A 17,193-nucleotide genomic window follows, 5' to 3' on the forward strand; every position below is an offset into this window, starting at 1 on the left:
CAATGCGGGTGAGGGGAGCTTGCCTATTTACCCCAGCAGCAGCGCGTCGTCATCGAGCTGCTCATGCCGCGTCTGCTCGAACATCTTGAGCAAATCGGGCACGTCCAGCCCCTTGCGCTGGTCGCCGGACACATCTAGAACGACCTGGCCCTGGTGCAGCATCACCGTGCGCTGGCCATAGTCGAGTGCCTGGCGCATCGAGTGCGTGACCATCATCGTCGTGAGCTTGCTTTCCTCGACGATCCGGGCCGTCAGTTCGAGCACGAATGCCGCCGTCTTCGGGTCCAGCGCCGCGGTGTGCTCATCAAGCAGCAGGATGCGCGACGGCTGCAGCGATGCCATCAGCAGGCTTACTGCCTGGCGTTGGCCCCCGGACAGCAGACCAATCCGGTCCGTCAGGCGGTTTTCAAGGCCCAGGTTCAGCAGGCGCAGCTTGTCGCGAAACAGCTCGCGCGACGACTTGTTCAGCGCCGGGCGGAAGCCGCGACGCGAACCGCGTGCCATCGCCAATGCCATGTTTTCCTCGATCGTCAGCGCCTCGCAGGTGCCGGCCATCGGGTCCTGGAACACACGGGCCACCAGATGGGCGCGATCCCAGGCCGGCTTGCGCGTGACGTCGGCGTCATCGATCATGATTCGGCCGGTGTCGATCATCAGGTCGCCGCTGACCGCGTTGAGGAAGGTCGATTTGCCGGCGCCATTCGAGCCGATCACGGCAACGAACTGGCCAGCCGGAATCTCCAGGCTCAGGCCGCGCAGGGCGCGGTTCTCGATCGGGGTGCCCGGGTTGAAGGTGAGCTTCAGGTTTTCGGCGCGCAACATATCAGGCACCTCCGTTCTTGCGGGCGAACAGCTTCTTGCGCGTGGCCGGCAGCACCAGTGCCAGCGTCACGAGGGCAGCCGTCACCAGGTTCAGATCCTGTGCCTTGAGGCCGATGAATTCACTGTTTAGCGCCAGCGCGATGAAGAAACGATAGAGGATTGCGCCAACCACCACAGCCAGCGTGACGTACACCAGACGTCGTGCCGGAATGATCGTTTCGCCGATGATCACAGCGGCCAGGCCGATCACGATCGTGCCGATACCCATCGAGATGTCGGAGCCGCCTTGTGTCTGCGCGAACAGTGCGCCTGCCAGTGCGACGAGCGCATTCGAGAGCGCCATGCCGGCCAGCGTCGCGCGGCCAGTGGGCACGCCCTGGGCGCGGGCCATGCGCGGGTTGGCGCCGGTGGCGCGCATCGCCAAGCCAAGCTGCGACGAGAAGAACCAATCCAGGCCAATCTTGGCGATCACGACCACCACGAACAGCACCACAGGGCGCAGCACGTAGTCGGGCATCCATTCCGGCTGCAGGATCGTGAAGATGGTCGGTTCGGTGATCAGAGGCACGTTCGGGCGGCCCATGACGCGCAGGTTGACCGAGTACAGCGCGATCATCATCAGGATACTGGCCAGCAGGTCCATGATCTTGAGTCGCACATTGAGCCAGCCAGTGATGAAACCGGCCAGCGATCCGGCGATGATGGCCGCCACTGTGGCGGTGAACGGGTCGTGCCCGGCCGAGATCAGCGTGGCAGCCACGGCACCGCCCAACGGGAAGCTGCCGTCGACGGTCAGGTCGGGGAAATTGAGGATGCGGAAGGAAATCAGCACCCCGAGCGCCACGAGACTGAAGATCAGGCCGATCTCGAGGGCGCCCAGAAGGGAAAAGAGGGACATTGGGGAAAATCCTGTTGCTAGCCCGACCGGTTTGGCCCGGGTAGGGCCCTGGGGGCGCTCAAGGCCGCGCTCGTAGGGTAGGCGGCGCGGCCTCGTTGGGTCTTACTTGATGACGGTCTTGGCTTCCTTGATCAGGTCCGGCGACAGGGTGACGCCTTGCTTCTCGGCGGCGCCCGTGTTCACGAACAGCTCAAGGTTGTCGGAGGTTTGCGAAGCAATCGCGCCCGGCTTTTCACCCTTCAGGATGCGCAGCACGACCTTGCCGGTCTGATGGCCCAGGTCACCGTAGTTGATACCCAGGGCGGCGATGGCGCCACGCTTCACGCTGTCGGTGTCCGAAGCCACCAGCGGGATCTTCGATTCGTTGGCCACCTTGACCAGCGATTCATATGCGGACACGACGTTGTTGTCGGTGTTCGTGTAGATCACGTCCACCTTGCCGATCAGGCTCTTGGCGGCCGGGCCAATGTCTACGGTACGCGGTGCGGCGGCTTCCTTCAGGGTCAGGCCTTCCTTGGCCAGCAGTTCCTTCAGTTCCTTGACCACCACCACCGAGTTGGCTTCACCCGGGTTGTAGACCATGCCCACGTTCTTGGCCTTGGGCACCACGCGCTTGATCAGGGCGACCTGCTTGTCCAGCGGCAGCTTGTCCGACACGCCGGTCACATTGGTGCCCGATGCGCCCCAGCTCTTGACCAGCTGAGCAGCCACCGGATCGGTCACGCCCGAATACACCACGGGGACGGACTTGGTGGCAGCCACCACGGCCTGCGCCGACGGCGTGGCAATGGCCACGATCACGTTCGGCTGGTCACCCACGAACTTGCGGGCGATCTGGGCGGCCGTGCCGGTGTTGCCCTGGGCGCTCTGGTATTCCCACTTCAGGTTCTTGTCGGCGTCGTAGCCGTTGGCCTTCAGTTCGTCGCGCACGCCGTCACGAATGGCGTCAAGTGCCGGGTGATCCACGATCGACAGGACCTTCACAGTCTGAGCCTGCACGGCGCCGCCGTAGAGCAGAGCCAGCGCGACTGCGCTGCCGAGGATGGTTTTGGTGGATGCCTTGAGACGCAGCATGTATTTGTTCTCCCCCGAGGGTTCGGTGCTTTAGATCAGCCGCAAAAACGTGACCGCCGTCCTGACAGTAAGCCTGCTGGCACTGGAAACATGTCAGGCAGGGTGACCCGGTCGGTCCGCGTGCGGGCGCGCTGCGCCCGGCGGCAGGTGCGGGCGCGCGCGCGGTCGCAACGGATACGACGGCGCGAAGGCTCGCAGCATACCATTTTCACCGCCTGGATGGCTCGCTTTTAATGCCGCACCGCGCCATATCCTGCTGAAAAACACCTCTACTGGGGAGGTGCACCGCAAATTATTGCGCCGGATTGTGGATTTCGGCGTGAATGCGCTCAACGGCCGACAGCACCTCGGCCGAAAGTGCGGTATCCAGGGCGTCTACGTTTTCTTTAAGTTGCGCAAGGCCCGTGGCGCCGATGATCGTGCTGGCGATAAACCAGCGCGAATAGCACCATGCGAGCGCCAATGTGGCGCCCGACATCCCGTGCGCGCGGGCGAGTTCCAGGTACCGCGCGGCGGCCGCCATCGTCTCGGCTCGCATGTAGCGCGGGCTCCAGTCAGGGGAGAAGCGCGTCAGCCGGCCAACGGCGTCCGGGTTGAATACGGGGTGGTTTGCATCACCGGTCAGGTATTTGCCGGTCAACTGGCCGAACCCGAGCGGGCTGTACGCCAGCAGGCTGACCTCGGTGCGGAAGCAGGTCTCGTCCAGCCCCTGCTCGAAGCTGCGGTTGACGAGGTTGTACGGGTTCTGGATCGTGGCGATGCGGGGCAGGCCATGCCGCTCGGCCACATTGACGAACTCCGTCACGCCCCACGGCGTTTCGTTCGACACGCCGACGTAGCGGATCTTGCCGGCCCGCACCAGATCGCCCATCGCTTCGAGTTGCGCCTCGATTGTCGCGCACTGGCGCTCAGCTTCGGGGTTGAAGCGCTTCTGGCCGAAAATCGGCGCGTTACGCGCCGGCCAATGAATCTGGTAGAGGTCGATGTAGTCGGTCTGCAGCCGCTTGAGGGAATCCTCGACCGCGGCGCGGATGCTGTCAGGCGTCAGATCCCCGCCATTGCGTATCCACGGGTTGCGCGCCGGGCCGGCCACCTTGCTGGCGAGCACGACGCGATCGCGCGGCTGCTTCTTCAGCCAGGTGCCGATGATGCGCTCGGTGCTGCCGTACGTCTCGGCGCGCGGCTTGACCGGGTACATCTCGGCGGTGTCGATGAAATTGATGCCGCGCGAGAATGCGTAGTCAAGCTGGCTATGGCCCTCGGCCTCGGTGTTCTGCTCGCCGAAGGTCATCGTGCCGAGGCAGATGCGCGAGACTTCGAGGTCGCTGCGGCCGAGTCGGATCATTTTCATGGTGTTTCCCTGGATCGTGTCGGCCGACAGAATGCCTGAAAAGCGCTATCGGCGCAGGGCGCTGGCGCATTCGCGCACCAGCGTCGGCCCGCGATAGATCAGGCCGCTGTAGACCTGCACGAGCTGCGCGCCGGCGTCGATCTTGGCGCGCGCATCGGCGCCGCTGAAGATGCCGCCCACGCCGATGATCGGCAGCGCGTCGCCAATGACTTCACGCAACGCGCGCACCACCCGCGTGGAGGCTTCGAACACCGGCCGGCCGGACAGGCCGCCAGCTTCCTCGGCATGAGGCAGGCCCTTCACGGCGTCGCGCGAGATCGTCGTGTTTGTGGCGATCACGCCGTCAATCTTGTGGCGCACCAGCGCATCGCCGATGTTGCGAACCTGGTCATCGTCGAGATCGGGAGCGATCTTGAGCGCCACGGGCACGTAGCGCTTGTGCTGGTCGGCCAGGCGCTGCTGGGCAGCCTTGAGTGTGGACAGCAGGCTATCGAGTTCGCTGGCACCCTGGAGCTGGCGCAGGTTCTTCGTGTTAGGCGATGAGATATTCACCGTGACATAGCTTGCGTGCGGATAGACGCGCTCAAGACAGTACAGGTAATCGTCTGCCGCGCGCTCGATCGGCGTATCGGCGTTCTTGCCAATATTGAGCCCCAGCACACCGCCTTCGGCCTTCCAGCGGGATGCCTGGACATTTCGGATGAATGCATCGACGCCCCCGTTGTTGAAGCCCATGCGGTTGATTAGCGCGTCGGCCTGCGGCAGTCGGAACATGCGCGGGCGCGGGTTGCCCGGCTGCGCCCGAGGTGTGACCGTACCGACTTCGATGAAGCCGAAGCCGAATGCCGCCAGGCCATCGATATAGGCGCCATCCTTATCCAGGCCGGCCGCCAGGCCGACTGGATTCGGAAAGCGAACGCCCATGACCGTGCGCGGGTCGTCGGCGATGCTGTTGCCGATGCATCCGGCCAGCCCCATGCGCTTGGCGCGCATCAGGTTATTGAGCGTGAAATGGTGGGCGTCCTCCGCATCCATGGAAAACAGGGCGGGGCGCAGCAGGGGGTAAAGCGCGTTGAGCACGAGGGTGGGGCGCGGCCAGGGCCGGCGAGGAGTCGGAACCAAGGCGGCATTGTAGCGCCTCCTGCGCCCGTTTTTACTCCAGGGCTGGGTCGGGTGCCGGTTGCCCGGATGCTTCCGCCGGAGCCTTGAAGGTGTGCCACTGATTGCCAGTGAGTACCTGCAATGGCTGAAAGCGTGCCTTGTAGGCCATCTTGCGGCTGTCGGCGATCCAGTACCCGAGGTACAGGTGGGGCAGGCCAAGCTCGCGGGTCTGGTTGATCTGCCACAGGATGTTGTAGGTCCCGTAGCTCGCGCCCACGATCAGGGGGTCGTAGAACGTGTAGACAGACGACAGGCCATCGTCGAGCACGTCGATCATGCTGACCATGCGCAGGCGTCCCGCTTCCGGTGACCCCGGTGGTTCACGAAACTCCACCAGACGGGAGTTCACACGGCTCTGTAGCAGAAACTGCTCGTACTGGTCGCGGCTGTCCTGGTCCATGCCGCCGCCGGCATGGCGCATCGACTGGTAAAGCAGATACAGCGCGTAATGCTCCTCGACGTAGGTGAGCGGCGCCACGAGGGCCTGAAGGCCTTGATGGTCTCGCCATGCGCGGCGCTGGCTGCGATCGGGTCTGAACTGATCGACCAGCACCCGGCATGGCGTGCAGGCGCGGCATTCGTCGCAATAGGGGCGGTAGGTGAAGATGCCGCTGCGCCGGAAGCCAGCCCGCACCAGCCGCGAGTAGACGTCGGCATTGATCAGGTGCGCCGGCGTGGCCACCTGAGAGCGTGCCATGCGGCCTTCGAGGTAGCTGCAAGCGTAGGGCGCCGTCGCATAAAACTGCAGCGCGGAAAGCGGGAGTTCCTTCAGCTTGCTCATGGCGTCGGAGATGGACGGGGGCTTGTCTGGCAGTCTATCAGAGCGGGCCGGCGCACGTCTGCAAGGCGATGCCGTGGCCTGCTGGCGAGATGAGGTGCCATTTTGAGATTCCTCGCATGGTGCGGCGGATGGCGGACGCCTAGCATGTGAGTCATCTGACACAGCGGAGAATTTGCAATGACAGCCACGGTCATTCAGGCAGAGGCTATCGAGCGCAGCGTCGTAGACGCCAGCACTGACGGGCCGCGTGAATCGCGGCCGTCCAAGATCACGGAGATCGCCGCCTTGATCGCGGCGATCGCTGCGGGCGGCGCGACACTTGTCGCGGTGATGAGCTATCAGAATGCGGTCATGGAGGAAAAGCTCACGGCTGCGGTGAGTCCGCTTGCCACTTCGATCATTGAGATGGATAAGCGTCTCGCCACATCGATCGGCGAAATGGACAAGCGCCTCACCAATTCGATCGGTGAGATGGACAAGCGACTCACCAATTCAATTGACGAGATGGACAGGCGGCTTACCAATTCGATTGGTGAGATGGATAAGCGACTCACGGGGCGGCTGGACCAAGTCGATCGACGCCTGCATCAGATGGATCAGCGAATTGATCGGATCCAGGTGGGTAGACGAAATGTCCCATAGCCGCGCATACGTGGGGTGGGCTGCAGCGTGCACAATCGCCAGGTTACGCGTCGAGGGAGCGCTGATGCCAGTGTGGGCGCGTGACGCCGACACTTGTCCCCGATGATCCGTGCAATCAGAGTTCGGTGCTTGCCTGTGATGTCCAGCGCGTCAGTTCAGATTTGTCAAAACGCCAGGGAGAGATATTGGCTTCGGCAGCCGTCTGGCGAACGTGTGCAATGAACTGCTCGCGAGGGATTGGTTCGGCGCCGAGCGAGGCGAGGTGATCGGTCTCCTGCTGGCAGTCGATCATGGTTACGCCGTGGCGTTCGAGGAATCCGCATAGCGCCGCAAGGGCGATCTTCGACGCATCCGTGCGGTGGGCGAACATCGACTCGCCGTAGAACATGCGCCCCAGGGCCACGCCGTAGAGGCCGCCAACGCGTTCGCCGCGATACCAGGTCTCGACAGAGTGCGCGAGTCCGAGGCGATGCAGGCTGCCGTACGCTGCGACGATGTCGTCCGTGATCCAAGTGCCGAGCTGGCCATCGCGTGGGGTCATTGCGCAAGCCTGCATCACGGCGACGAAATCGTCATCGACGCGGATTTCCCAGTCGGGGTCCCGCAGGATGCGACGCAGGGTCTTCCGCAGGGACACCGAAATCTTCAGCCGATGCGGGGCCAGCACCATACGCGGGTCGGTGCTCCACCATAGAACGGGCTGGCCTTCCGAGTACCAGGGAAAGATGCCTTGTCGATAGGCTAGAAGCAGGCGCTGCGGTGAAAGATCGCGGCTGGCCGCAAGGAGTCCCGGCGCGTCACTTGCTGGTCCGAGCGCGCGCTCGACCGGTGGAAACGGGTCCTGCGGGTCGAGCCAGGTGATCATGCTCTGAGGCTGGAGTTGCGGCTGGAATTGCGGGAAACCTGCGGGTTGGACGTCGCCTGTTACGGCGTGACCGTGGCGCGGCTGGTCAGCGGACGCATCGGCTTGTCGATGTCGAGCGTATGCAACCTGAAGCTACTATCGGCGATCCGGCCGGCAGCGCGGTCGGCGAAGAAGCAGCGCAGCGTGTGGATGACCGTGGGGAATGCCAGATCGTCCCAAGGCACGTCGGCCTCGTCGACGAGCTTGACCTCGAGGCTTTCTTCGCCCGGGGCTACATCCAGATCCAGCAGGCGGGCCAGATAGAAAAGATGCACTTGATGCACGTGCGGCACGTTCAGCATCGAGAACAGTTCACCCACTTCCACGCGGGCGCCGGCTTCCTCCAGCGTTTCGCGCGAAGCGGCTTGTGCGGTGGTCTCGCCAATCTCCATAAACCCCGCCGGCAGCGTCCAGAAGCCATAGCGCGGCTCGATTGCGCGTTTGCAGATCAGGATCTTGTCTTCCCACACCGGGATCGTGCCCACGACATTGCGTGGATTCACATAGTGGATGGTGCCGCAGCTATCGCACACGCTGCGCGGGCGGTTGTCGCCTTCAGGCACGCGCAGAACTACCGCATGGCCACAGTTCGAGCAGAATTTCATGAGGGAAGCACTCGGGAGGAATGGCGGCAAGTGTATCACCGCGCCGGGGCGCTTCTGTATGGCGCCCGCCGTCCGGCGCGTCATGCAAAGCGTGCGCGCCATGGCAAACAAAAAACCCGCCAATAGGCGGGTTTGCTGTGCGACGGTCGGTTGGTTGCGGGGGCAGGACTTGAACCTGCGACCTTCGGGTTATGAGCCCGACGAGCTGCCAACTGCTCCACCCCGCGTCCGTCGAAGCTGTGATTATAGGTGAGTCGTTGACGCAATGCAACAGAAACATCCGAACAATTGCGGAGACACGCTGGATGGCCTGCTGACAAGGGTTAGATCGTTGCGCGTGGCAGTCGGTTCAGGGCGTGGAAGGACTTTCGCTTGTGCGCTGCCGTAGGGCGTCCCACCAGGCGCCTTCGAACTCGAAACTGTCGCGCTGCTGCAGGTCGTCGCGTTGCCACATCACGCGGTCGCGGCGTACGGTCAGCATCCAGGTGGTGGTGGCGAGCGGCTCGGGCGCGTCAAAGGCGCGGGGGGTGAGGATGGCAGCGCAAGCGCCGTGCACGGGGTCACGCGCCGATGTGTACCGGATCAGGCCGATGGCTGCCTCGCGCGCGGTGCGCCCGAACGCCTGACATTCATCGTGCTGGTTGGGGTCGGTCCAGCGCGCGCCGTCGTCCACAAACGGCGGCGTATCGAGTGCCACCCCGTCGGTCTTCACGCTGACCTGGAACAGGGTCTGCGCGCGTGCATCGATGCGCGGCAGCGCCGGGCTGTCCTGCAGGAACCGCCAGCGCCAGAATCCAAGCTCTGCGCAGGCTGTGCGAATGGCTTCGGCGCCATAGAACACACCGATGTCCTGGGGGCCGCGAAAGCGTGAGCCCTCGGCGGCGGGCGGGTAGCGGAACGGCGTGTAGATCAGATAGTGCAGATGCCGCGCATCGAGTGGCACGACGGGCTTGCCGGCGTCGAGGACGGCCTCCAGCACGGCCTGCTCCTCGAGTGTATCGACCAGCGGCATGGTCGACACCACGTGTTGCGCTTCTACCGCCCGCCAGAGCCTGAGCGCGAACGGCTTGCGCTCAGATGCGACCGCGGGTGGCGTCCAGGTAGTGAACGACACGTACGATGCCCTCCGTTGTGCGGATCAGTTCGAGCGGCTTGCCGCCGAGTGCGAGATTGTCGTGGGTCAGCCAGAGCCGCGCCTGTTCCTCGTGGCCAAGGATGGCATCGAGCGAGCGGAACAGGCGCACGAACAGGACGGCGAACTCCCATTCCTTGCGATGGACATCGAGCACGTAGCCGCCCGAGGCCATGCGCGAAACTGAAGCGGTGCTGATCCCCAGCACGCTGGCCACGATGGCCTGGCTGATGCCGAGAAAGCTAGCCGCGCGCATCACGGCCTTGGTGAGCGTCACGCCAGGATCGGGGGCACTTCCGGGGTCCGGCGTCGGAATCTGACCAGATTGCATCGCCTATGCTCCTGTTTCTTGAGAAACATTATAGGCACCCAGTTTCAGAAGGGAAGCTGCAAATGGTGTTGATTCCTGTGGCGATTCCGTTTCCCGATCCTGTTCCTAATACGTTTCGATATGCAGGCGACCTTCGGCACGCAGGCGCGGTTCGATGTCCTGCCACGACTGACCCGACGTGGCGCAGACCTCGGCGAATGCATCCAGCACGCCTTCCTCCATCCCCTTGAGTCCGCAGATGTAGATATGACCATGCGGGTCCGCCAGCAACGCGGCCACCTGGGCCGAGGCCTCGCGAATGGCGTCCTGCACATACCGGCGCGGTACCTCCGGATCGCGCGAGAACGCGAAGTGGATGTCCAGGAAGTCCTTGGGTAGCTTCAGCAGCGGGCCAAAGTAGGGCAGTTCCCGCCGATTGCGGGCGCCGAAGAACAGCAGCCGGCGACCGCTGAAGTGGTCCATGTTGCGGCGCATACGCTCGGTCATCGCCCGCATCGGCGCGGATCCGGTACCGGTGCAGATCATCATCACGCTCGCTTCGCGGTGGTTCGGCATCAGGAATGTGCTGCCGAACGGCCCGACCACCTGCACAGGGTCACCCTTGGCCAGGTCGCACAGGAAGTTCGACGCCACGCCGCGCACTGGGTTGCCATCGTGATCGGTGTCCACGCGCTTTACGGTCAGCGCGAGGTTGTTATAACCCGGCCGCTCGCCGTCGCGCGGGCTGGCCACCGAATACATGCGGATGTAGTGCGGCTTTCCGGATGCATCGGTGCCGGGCGGGACGATCCCGATTGCCTGACCTTCCAGCACCGGAAAGAAGTGATTGCCGAAGTCGAGCACGATGTGATGGATGTCGCTCGATGCATCCTCGGCGGTCAGCCGGTGGTTGCCGGCCACTGTGGCGGTCACCGGCTCGCGCACGCCATGCAGGTTGACGTACGGATGCGCGGCCGACCACGGCGCCCTGGATGACGTATGCCGACTGGCCTCCACCTCCTGAACGGCCACGGATTTGCTGCCGCGCGACGCTTCCTCGATGACCTGCCCGGCCGCAGCCGCTGCCTCGATCTCCGCTTCCGGCAACGGCACCTCTTCCGGCAGTTCGTCCCAGGTCAACTGGGCTTCGATGGTGTAGGCCTGGCCCTTGAGCATCGTGCGCCAGTTGTCGATGGCGCCGGTGGGGCAGGGCGACAGGCATGCATTGCACGCATTGCAGACGTCAGCCTTGACCACGTAGTTGCGGTCGTCGTGAGTGATGGCATCTATCGGGCACGTGTCTTCGCAGGTGTTGCAGCGAATGCAGATTTCCGGGTCGATCAGATGTTGCTTGATGATGTCGGCGGCGCCCATGATCGTCAGCCTCGATGGATAGGTCGTCAGTTGAAACGAACGTACTCGAAATCAATCGGCTGGCGGTTGATGCCACCAGCCGGCGGCGCGATCCAGTTGGCGTACTTGCCGGGTTCTACCACCCTCCCCATCAGCGAAGCCACGTACTTGCGATCTTGTTCGGTCGCCAGCCATTTGTCCTTGTTGGCTTCCCATTCGGCGGTCGTCAGTATTTCGCCGGTGGGCGACACGTGCAGGTTTGCGAAGGTGCCGATCTTGCGGTTGAACGCCTTGTGCGGCACGGTCAGGCGGAACGGGATGCCTGCCTTCTCGATGACCTTGTTCCAGCGCGCCACGCCGCCCATGGAGTCTTTAATGTAGTCGTCGCGCAGCACCTCGTTCAACGCATTCAGCATCGGCACTTCACGCTCGGTCAGCTTGCCATCCCGGACGTCGAGGATGCGGTACACGTCGCCCTTGAGCACGTGATCGTCGTCGCGCTTGCCTTCGTCGAACCGACCCTTGAGGCCGGCGCTGTAGAACGTGGCGGCGTTGGAAGACTGGTCCGCCCCGAACAGGTCGATCGTGACGCTGTAGTGGAAGTTCAGGTAGCGCTGGATCGTTTCCAGGTCGATCACACCAGCGGCGCGCACGTCCGCCGGGTCCTGGATGTCGCGCTCGCGCATGACCTCGCAGGTGCGCTGGATCACTCGTGAGACGCCGGACTCACCCACAAACATATGGTGTGCTTCCTCGGTCAGCATGAAGCGCGTGGTGCGCGCAAGCGGGTCGAAGCCAGATTCAGCCAGCGCGCAGAGCTGGAACTTGCCGTCGCGGTCGGTGAAGTAGGTAAACATGAAGAACGACAGCCAGTCCGGGGTCCGCTCGTTGAACGCGCCCAGGATGCGTGGATTGTCCTCGTCACCCGAGCGGCGGCCGAGCAGCGCTTCCGCTTCCTCACGGCCGTCGCGACCGAAATGGCGGTGCAGCAGGTAGACCATGGCCCACAGGTGTCGGCCTTCTTCCACGTTGACCTGGAACAGGTTGCGCAGGTCATAGAGCGACGGCGCGGTCAGGCCCAGATGCCGTTGCTGCTCCACCGATGCCGGTTCCGTGTCACCCTGCGTGACGATGATGCGGCGCAGATTGGCGCGGTGTTCGCCCGGTACTTCCTGCCAGGCCGCCTCACCCTTGTGCTCGCCGAAGTGAATCCGGCGATTGGGATCTGCCGGTTGCAGGAAGATACCCCAGCGATAGTCGGGCATCTTCACGTGCTCGAAGTGCGCCCAGCCTGACGGATCGACGGAGACCGCGGTGCGCAGGTAGACATCGAAGTTGTGCGAGCCGTCCGGCCCCATGTCGCGCCACCAGTCCAGGAACGCCGGCTGCCAGTGTTCGAGCGCGCGCTGCAGCGTGCGGTCCTCGGAGAGGTTCACGTTGTTCGGAATCTTCTGGCTGTAGTCGATGCTCATTGCGGGTCTCCTTTTATATTTGCCGTCAGATCGGACAGTCGTCAGACCCGATCCCAGTCGAAGCGTGCCTTGTTACCGGTGCCGAATACCTTGAGCGCGCCGTGTTCGCCGACCGCGTTGGGCCGGTTGAAGATCCAGTTCTGCCAGGCCGTCAGGCGCCCGAAAATGCGCGTTTCCATCGTTTCTCGCCCGCCGAAGCGCAGGTTGGCTTCCAGACCGGTCAGGGCGTCGGGGGACAGACTCGCGCGTTCCTCGGTGGCGATACGGATTTCGTCTTCCCAGTCGATGTCGTCGAGCGCGGCCGTGATCAGGCCAAGTGCTTCGGCGGCGGGGCCGTCTAGCGGCTTGCCGGCCTGTTCGCGCACGGCGACGATGGCGTCGACATCTTCATAGAAGCGTGCGGCCAGGCGCGTCAGGCCGTTCGGCATCGGATAGCGGCCGAAGTTGGCGACGTCGGCATGAACGCGAGGAGCTTCGTCCGGCGTGTCGGGCAGTTGCAGCATGTAGGCGCGGTCCGCGGCCAGCACCAGTTCCAGCAGCGTGCCGGCAAAGCAGGAGCCCGGTTCCACCAGCGCGAACAGACTGCGCGACGACACATCCAGGCGCGCCAGCGTGCGGCGCAGCATGCCGATCGTCTCGCGCACGAACCAGTGGCTGGCGTGCGCATCCATCAGCGCATCGGCCGCCAGCACCTGTGCGGCATCGCCGGTGGTCTTGAGGATCCACATGCCGATATCGAGATGATTGGTGCGCAGCGTCAGGATGGCGTCGTCTAGCTCGCGCGCCATCTTGAGCGGCCACCACTGGGCGCTGGCGGCGAGGATGCCGGCCAGATCCCGGGGTTGACCGACGTCGGGCGCCGACACGGTGATCGTTGCGCGGCGTGACTCATGGTCGATGTCGACGCGTACGGTTTCGTACCGATAGCCTTCGGGCGTCACGGTGCGCGTCAGTGGCGTCAGTCTCACGCCCTGTGCATCGGCGGGGCGGTCGCTCTGGGCGGCCAGCGCCTGCGCGCGTTCGCGCACGTATTCGGCAAAGCGTGCGGGTTTGACCACCTCGTCGACAAGCTTCCAGTCCTTGGCGCGTTGCCCGCGCACCCCTTCGGTGGTCAGGCAGAAGATGTCGGCGTGGTCGCGGCGCACATGGCGCTTGTCGGTGACGCGCGTCAGGCCGCCGGTGCCCGGCAGCACGCCCAGCAGCGGCACTTCGGGCAGGCTCACGGCCGAGGAGCGGTCGTCGACCAGCACGATCTCGTCGCAGGCCAGCGCCAGCTCGTAGCCGCCGCCCGCCGTGGTGCCGTTGCAGGCGGCGATGAACTTGATGCCCGAGTGGAGGCTGGCGTCCTCGATACCGTTGCGGGTCTCGTTCGTGAACTTGCAGAAGTTGACCTTCCAGGCGTGGCTGGACTTGCCGAGCATGAAGATGTTGGCGCCCGAGCAGAAGATGCGATCTTTCGTGCTCGTCATCACGACGGTGCGCACTTCCGGATGTTCGAAGCGAATGCGCTGCAGGGCATCGTGCAGTTCGATGTCGACGCCCAGGTCATAGGAGTTCAGCTTCAGCGCATAGCCAGGGCGCAGTCCGCCTTCCTCGTCGACGTTCATCGCCAGCGTGGCGACGGGGCCCTCGAACGTAAGTTGCCAGTGACGGTATTGCTCGGGATCGCGCTCGAACGTGACGGGGGCGCTGGATGCGATGGGGGCGGTGTCCGACATGAGGGCTGTCTCCTTGATGCACTATAGTGCCTTATCTTCTGGCATGAAATATAGTGCATCAATCGAGGCGATGCAAGATCGTGCAAGCCCGTTGCGAAGAAAAAACTGAAGGGAGGGGTGTCAGGCCCGTGTGTGCAGGATCTGCGCCTGCAGCGCGTGCAGTGACGTGGCGGCATCCTGGCCGCTCGTGTCGATCGTGGCGTCCGCGCGCGAATAGAGTGGCGTGCGGGCTTGCAGGATGCGCCGCAGGTCAGTCATCGCCTCGCGGTTGCCTTCCATCGGTCGCATGTCGCCTTGGGCCACCACGCGCGCCATGTGTTCCTCGGGTGACGTGCGCACCCAGATCGTGAAGCATCGCGATAGCAGCAGGTTGAACGTGGCGGGTTCGGAGACCAGGCTGCCCGGCGTGGCCAGCACCATGGTGTCGTTCTCGCGCAGCACGCGCTCCAGCGCGCGCATTTCGTAGCGGCGATACGCGGCCTGGCCGTACAGCGAATGGATCTCGGAAAGGCTGGCGCCGGCCTCCCTTTCGATGGCGGCGTTCAGTTCGACGAACGGCATGTCCTCCGCGGCCGCGAGCGCGCGGCCCAGCGTCGATTTGCCCGCGCCGCGCAGGCCGATCAGCGCGATACGGCGATGGCGGGCGTCACGGGATTCCGTTGGCGACAGCGCGTGCCGCGCGGCTTCCCGCACGCGGGCCAGATCGCTCGCCGGCAGTTGTGCGAGCCACTGAATCAGTTGCGAGAACTCTGTGGCGCGAGGGTTGCCCGCGCCGCCCGCATCGGCATGGCCGTCAACCTCCGCCAGCACCACGGGCAGTGGCACGTCCAGCGCGTTGGCGACCTGCCGCAGCAGCAGCACCGATGCATTGCCGGTGCCGGTTTCGAGATTGGCGAGATAGCGCTCCGATACGTCCGCGCCGCGCGCCAGATCCTTGCGCGACATGCCGCGTGCCGCGCGCAGTGAGCGGATGCGCTCGCCCAGATGCGTGAGATACGGGTCCCGTTCACCGGTCGCGCGGTTGTCCGGGCGGCCTTCGGCGGTCATAAGCGGATCAGGGTCGCGGCGCATGATTCAGGGCGGTTGGGGTTCCACAATCGGAGCGGCGGCATTATACGTGCAGGAAAGTGCGCGGCGGATCCGTGCCTCTGCGGTCATATAGTGCATACCCTTGCTTGCATAATAGTCGATATGCAATAAAATGCATCGCACATCGTCGGCGACCTCTCTTGGCTGTCGGCACAAAAAGACAAACCTGCTGGATGCCATGCCGCGCGCAGTGTTGTTCGAGAACGCCGGATGGCCAGAGGAGTGGAGACATGACGCCCCCGATCTCGAGCGCTGGCCAGGCCGGCTGCGCCACCGCATCGACCGACCCCCGTGCCGAAACGGCGATTGCCGCGTTGCCGCCGCGCTATAACGCCGCCGAGGATTTGCTGACACGTAACCTTGTCGCAGGACGGGGCGTCAGGACGGCATACATTGATGACGCGGGCAGCCTGACCTTCGCCGAACTCGACGACCGCTGCCGCCGTTTCGCCGGCGCGCTGTTGCGGGCGGGCTTCCGCCGCGAGGAGCGTGTACTGCTCTGCGCGTTCGATACGATCGACTTTCCCACCGTGTTTCTTGGCTGCCTGCTTGCCGGCGTGGTGCCGGTGGCGGTCAATACGCTGCTGACGACCGAGGACTACGCCTACATGCTGGAGCACAGCGGGGCGCGGGCGGTGGTGGTCTCGGCGCAATTGCTGCCGACGATGCGCGCGGCTATGACCAAGGCGGGTGTCACACCGGATCTGATCGTGGCCGCGCCGCATACCGAGGATTCGGCCAAGGCGGCCAATACGGTCAGCGCCATGGCGGCGAGCGCGCCGCCGTTGGCGCAATCCGTCGCAACCGGGCCCGACGATATGGCGTTCTGGTTGTACTCCTCCGGGTCGACTGGTCGGCCCAAAGGCACGGTCCACACGCATGGCAACCTGTTTCACACCGCCGATCTCTACGCGCGTCGCGTGCTGGGTATCCGTGAGGACGACACCGTGTTCTCGGCGGCCAAACTGTTCTTTGCCTATGGGTTGGGCAACGCGCTGACGTTTCCGCTGGCCGTGGGCGCCACCACGATCCTGATGGCCGAACGGCCAACCCCGCAGGCCGTGTTCCAGCGGCTGACCACCCATCGTCCCACCGTGTTCTGTGGGGTGCCCACGCTGTTCGCCGGTATGCTCGCCTCGCCAGATTTGCCGCCGCGCGCCGATGTGGCGATGCGTGTGTGCACGTCAGCAGGCGAGGCGTTGCCCCAGGACATCGGCAACCGCTTCCTCGCGCATTTTGGGTGCGACATCCTCGACGGTATTGGTTCCACCGAGATGCTGCACATCTTCTTGTCGAACCGGCCAGGCGAGGTGCGCTATGGCACCACGGGCAAGCCGGTGCCGGGCTACGAACTGAAACTGCTCGACGAGCGAGGCGAGCCCTGCGCGTCCGGCGAAGTTGGGGATCTCTATATCAAAGGCCCATCGGCCGCGCTGATGTACTGGTGCAATCGCGAAAAGAGCCGCGACACGTTCGTTGGCGCCTGGACGCGCAGCGGTGACAAGTACGTGTGCGATGCCGACGGCTATTTCACCTACGCGGGCCGCAGCGACGACATGCTCAAGGTCGGCGGCATCTACGTTTCGCCATTCGAAGTGGAGGCTGCGCTGGCTCTGCACCCGGCGGTGCTCGAGGCCGCGGTGATCGGCGTGGCCGATGCGGACGACCTGATCAAACCGAAGGCGTTCGTGGTGATGCGGCCGGGCCAGCAATGGCACGAAGGGATGGCCGCGGAACTGCAGGCGTTCGTGAAGTCCCGCCTCGCGCCGTACAAGTATCCGCGGCAGATCGAATGCGTCGAAGAATTGCCCAAGACCGCTACTGGCAAGATCCAGCGTTTCCGGCTGCGCCAGCGCGAGGAAGCCGCACGGCAGCACTGAC

General features: G+C 64.2%; 16 protein-coding genes and 1 tRNA gene. 2 read left to right on the top strand and 15 right to left on the bottom strand.

The features are described 5' to 3' along the window. Positions 1-27: 27 nt before the first annotated feature. The 6 genes from RMET_RS06100 to RMET_RS06125 all read right to left on the bottom strand — a co-directional run bounded on the left by RMET_RS06100 (position 28) and on the right by RMET_RS06125 (position 6,087). The gene (locus RMET_RS06100) at positions 28-822 is read right to left on the bottom strand and encodes an ABC transporter ATP-binding protein (protein ID WP_011515985.1); all 795 of its coding nucleotides are present in this window, start codon (positions 820-822) and stop codon (positions 28-30) included. Position 823: 1 nt separating this feature from the next. Then, positions 824-1,720 carry an ABC transporter permease gene (locus tag RMET_RS06105; RefSeq protein ID WP_011515986.1) on the bottom strand — a complete coding sequence of 299 codons (897 nt, stop codon included), beginning with the start codon at positions 1,718-1,720 and terminating at the stop codon, positions 824-826. 102 nt (positions 1,721-1,822) lie between these two features. Continuing rightward, on the bottom strand, positions 1,823-2,794 hold the full coding sequence (locus tag RMET_RS06110) for an ABC transporter substrate-binding protein (RefSeq protein ID WP_011515987.1): 972 nt from the start codon (positions 2,792-2,794) through the stop codon (positions 1,823-1,825). A 292-nt stretch (positions 2,795-3,086) separates the two neighbouring features. Further along, positions 3,087-4,145: an aldo/keto reductase gene (locus RMET_RS06115; RefSeq protein ID WP_011515988.1), complete on the bottom strand. Its 1,059-nt coding sequence runs from the start codon at positions 4,143-4,145 to the stop codon at positions 3,087-3,089. 45 nt (positions 4,146-4,190) lie between these two features. Further along, complete coding sequence (locus RMET_RS06120) at positions 4,191-5,225, bottom strand: quinone-dependent dihydroorotate dehydrogenase (protein WP_017514992.1); 1,035 nt, start codon at positions 5,223-5,225, stop codon at positions 4,191-4,193. A 73-nt stretch (positions 5,226-5,298) separates the two neighbouring features. Further along, complete coding sequence (locus RMET_RS06125; RefSeq protein WP_011515990.1) at positions 5,299-6,087, bottom strand: arginyltransferase; 789 nt, start codon at positions 6,085-6,087, stop codon at positions 5,299-5,301. Positions 6,088-6,264: 177 nt separating this feature from the next. Between RMET_RS06125 and RMET_RS06130 the strand changes: the two genes are divergently transcribed. After that, the gene (locus RMET_RS06130) at positions 6,265-6,729 is read left to right on the top strand and encodes a hypothetical protein (protein ID WP_029310150.1); all 465 of its coding nucleotides are present in this window, start codon (positions 6,265-6,267) and stop codon (positions 6,727-6,729) included. A gap of 115 nt (positions 6,730-6,844) precedes the next feature. Here RMET_RS06130 and aat read toward each other — a convergent pair whose 3' ends face one another. From aat to RMET_RS06175, 9 genes are all read right to left on the bottom strand, one after another. Next, positions 6,845-7,594 carry a leucyl/phenylalanyl-tRNA--protein transferase gene (gene aat / locus RMET_RS06135; protein WP_011515992.1) on the bottom strand — a complete coding sequence of 250 codons (750 nt, stop codon included), beginning with the start codon at positions 7,592-7,594 and terminating at the stop codon, positions 6,845-6,847. A 59-nt stretch (positions 7,595-7,653) separates the two neighbouring features. Then, positions 7,654-8,238, bottom strand: coding sequence for an NUDIX hydrolase (locus tag RMET_RS06140; protein WP_008652183.1), 585 nt, complete (start codon positions 8,236-8,238; stop codon positions 7,654-7,656). Positions 8,239-8,389: 151 nt separating this feature from the next. Beyond that, positions 8,390-8,465, bottom strand: a tRNA-Met gene (locus RMET_RS06145). A 122-nt stretch (positions 8,466-8,587) separates the two neighbouring features. Continuing rightward, positions 8,588-9,352 carry an RES family NAD+ phosphorylase gene (locus tag RMET_RS06150; RefSeq protein WP_029308111.1) on the bottom strand — a complete coding sequence of 255 codons (765 nt, stop codon included), beginning with the start codon at positions 9,350-9,352 and terminating at the stop codon, positions 8,588-8,590. Continuing rightward, positions 9,312-9,701, bottom strand: coding sequence for an antitoxin Xre/MbcA/ParS toxin-binding domain-containing protein (locus tag RMET_RS06155; RefSeq protein WP_011515994.1), 390 nt, complete (start codon positions 9,699-9,701; stop codon positions 9,312-9,314). The genes RMET_RS06150 and RMET_RS06155 overlap by 41 nt, the downstream gene beginning before the upstream one ends. Before the next feature lie 105 nt (positions 9,702-9,806). Beyond that, positions 9,807-11,054, bottom strand: a complete 1,248-nt coding sequence (gene boxA / locus RMET_RS06160; protein WP_011515995.1) for a benzoyl-CoA 2,3-epoxidase subunit BoxA — start codon at positions 11,052-11,054, stop codon at positions 9,807-9,809. A 26-nt stretch (positions 11,055-11,080) separates the two neighbouring features. Next, positions 11,081-12,505, bottom strand: a complete 1,425-nt coding sequence (gene boxB / locus RMET_RS06165; RefSeq protein WP_011515996.1) for a benzoyl-CoA 2,3-epoxidase subunit BoxB — start codon at positions 12,503-12,505, stop codon at positions 11,081-11,083. 41 nt (positions 12,506-12,546) lie between these two features. Then, entirely contained in the window at positions 12,547-14,223 is a 1,677-nt protein-coding gene (gene boxC / locus RMET_RS06170; RefSeq protein ID WP_011515997.1) for a 2,3-epoxybenzoyl-CoA dihydrolase, read from the bottom strand. A 120-nt stretch (positions 14,224-14,343) separates the two neighbouring features. Beyond that, positions 14,344-15,294, bottom strand: coding sequence for a helix-turn-helix transcriptional regulator (locus RMET_RS06175; RefSeq protein WP_011515998.1), 951 nt, complete (start codon positions 15,292-15,294; stop codon positions 14,344-14,346). A 248-nt stretch (positions 15,295-15,542) separates the two neighbouring features. Here RMET_RS06175 and RMET_RS06180 point away from each other — a divergent pair, with 248 nt between their 5' ends. Then, a complete protein-coding gene (locus RMET_RS06180; RefSeq protein ID WP_011515999.1) occupies positions 15,543-17,192 on the top strand; it encodes a benzoate-CoA ligase family protein in 1,650 nt (549 codons plus the stop codon). Position 17,193: the final 1 nt, after the last annotated feature.

Origin of the sequence: Cupriavidus metallidurans CH34, assembly GCF_000196015.1 — a bacterium.
Taxonomy (GTDB): Bacteria; Pseudomonadota; Gammaproteobacteria; order Burkholderiales; family Burkholderiaceae; genus Cupriavidus; species Cupriavidus metallidurans.

What these genes read in the sequence shown, in the direction of transcription:
- RMET_RS06100 (WP_011515985.1), bottom strand. Translation starts at nt 822, where the DNA reads ATGTTGCGCGCCGAAAACCTGAAGCTCACCTTCAACCCGGGCACCCCG.
- RMET_RS06105 (WP_011515986.1), bottom strand. Translation starts at nt 1,720, where the DNA reads ATGTCCCTCTTTTCCCTTCTGGGCGCCCTCGAGATCGGCCTGATCTTC.
- RMET_RS06110 (WP_011515987.1), bottom strand. Translation starts at nt 2,794, where the DNA reads ATGCTGCGTCTCAAGGCATCCACCAAAACCATCCTCGGCAGCGCAGTC.
- RMET_RS06115 (WP_011515988.1), bottom strand. Translation starts at nt 4,145, where the DNA reads ATGAAAATGATCCGACTCGGCCGCAGCGACCTCGAAGTCTCGCGCATC.
- RMET_RS06125 (WP_011515990.1), bottom strand. Translation starts at nt 6,087, where the DNA reads ATGAGCAAGCTGAAGGAACTCCCGCTTTCCGCGCTGCAGTTTTATGCG.
- RMET_RS06130 (WP_029310150.1), top strand. Translation starts at nt 6,265, where the DNA reads ATGACAGCCACGGTCATTCAGGCAGAGGCTATCGAGCGCAGCGTCGTA.
- aat (WP_011515992.1), bottom strand. Translation starts at nt 7,594, where the DNA reads ATGATCACCTGGCTCGACCCGCAGGACCCGTTTCCACCGGTCGAGCGC.
- RMET_RS06140 (WP_008652183.1), bottom strand. Translation starts at nt 8,238, where the DNA reads ATGAAATTCTGCTCGAACTGTGGCCATGCGGTAGTTCTGCGCGTGCCT.
- RMET_RS06155 (WP_011515994.1), bottom strand. Translation starts at nt 9,701, where the DNA reads ATGCAATCTGGTCAGATTCCGACGCCGGACCCCGGAAGTGCCCCCGAT.
- boxA (WP_011515995.1), bottom strand. Translation starts at nt 11,054, where the DNA reads ATGGGCGCCGCCGACATCATCAAGCAACATCTGATCGACCCGGAAATC.
- boxB (WP_011515996.1), bottom strand. Translation starts at nt 12,505, where the DNA reads ATGAGCATCGACTACAGCCAGAAGATTCCGAACAACGTGAACCTCTCC.
- boxC (WP_011515997.1), bottom strand. Translation starts at nt 14,223, where the DNA reads ATGTCGGACACCGCCCCCATCGCATCCAGCGCCCCCGTCACGTTCGAG.
- RMET_RS06175 (WP_011515998.1), bottom strand. Translation starts at nt 15,294, where the DNA reads ATGCGCCGCGACCCTGATCCGCTTATGACCGCCGAAGGCCGCCCGGAC.
- RMET_RS06180 (WP_011515999.1), top strand. Translation starts at nt 15,543, where the DNA reads ATGACGCCCCCGATCTCGAGCGCTGGCCAGGCCGGCTGCGCCACCGCA.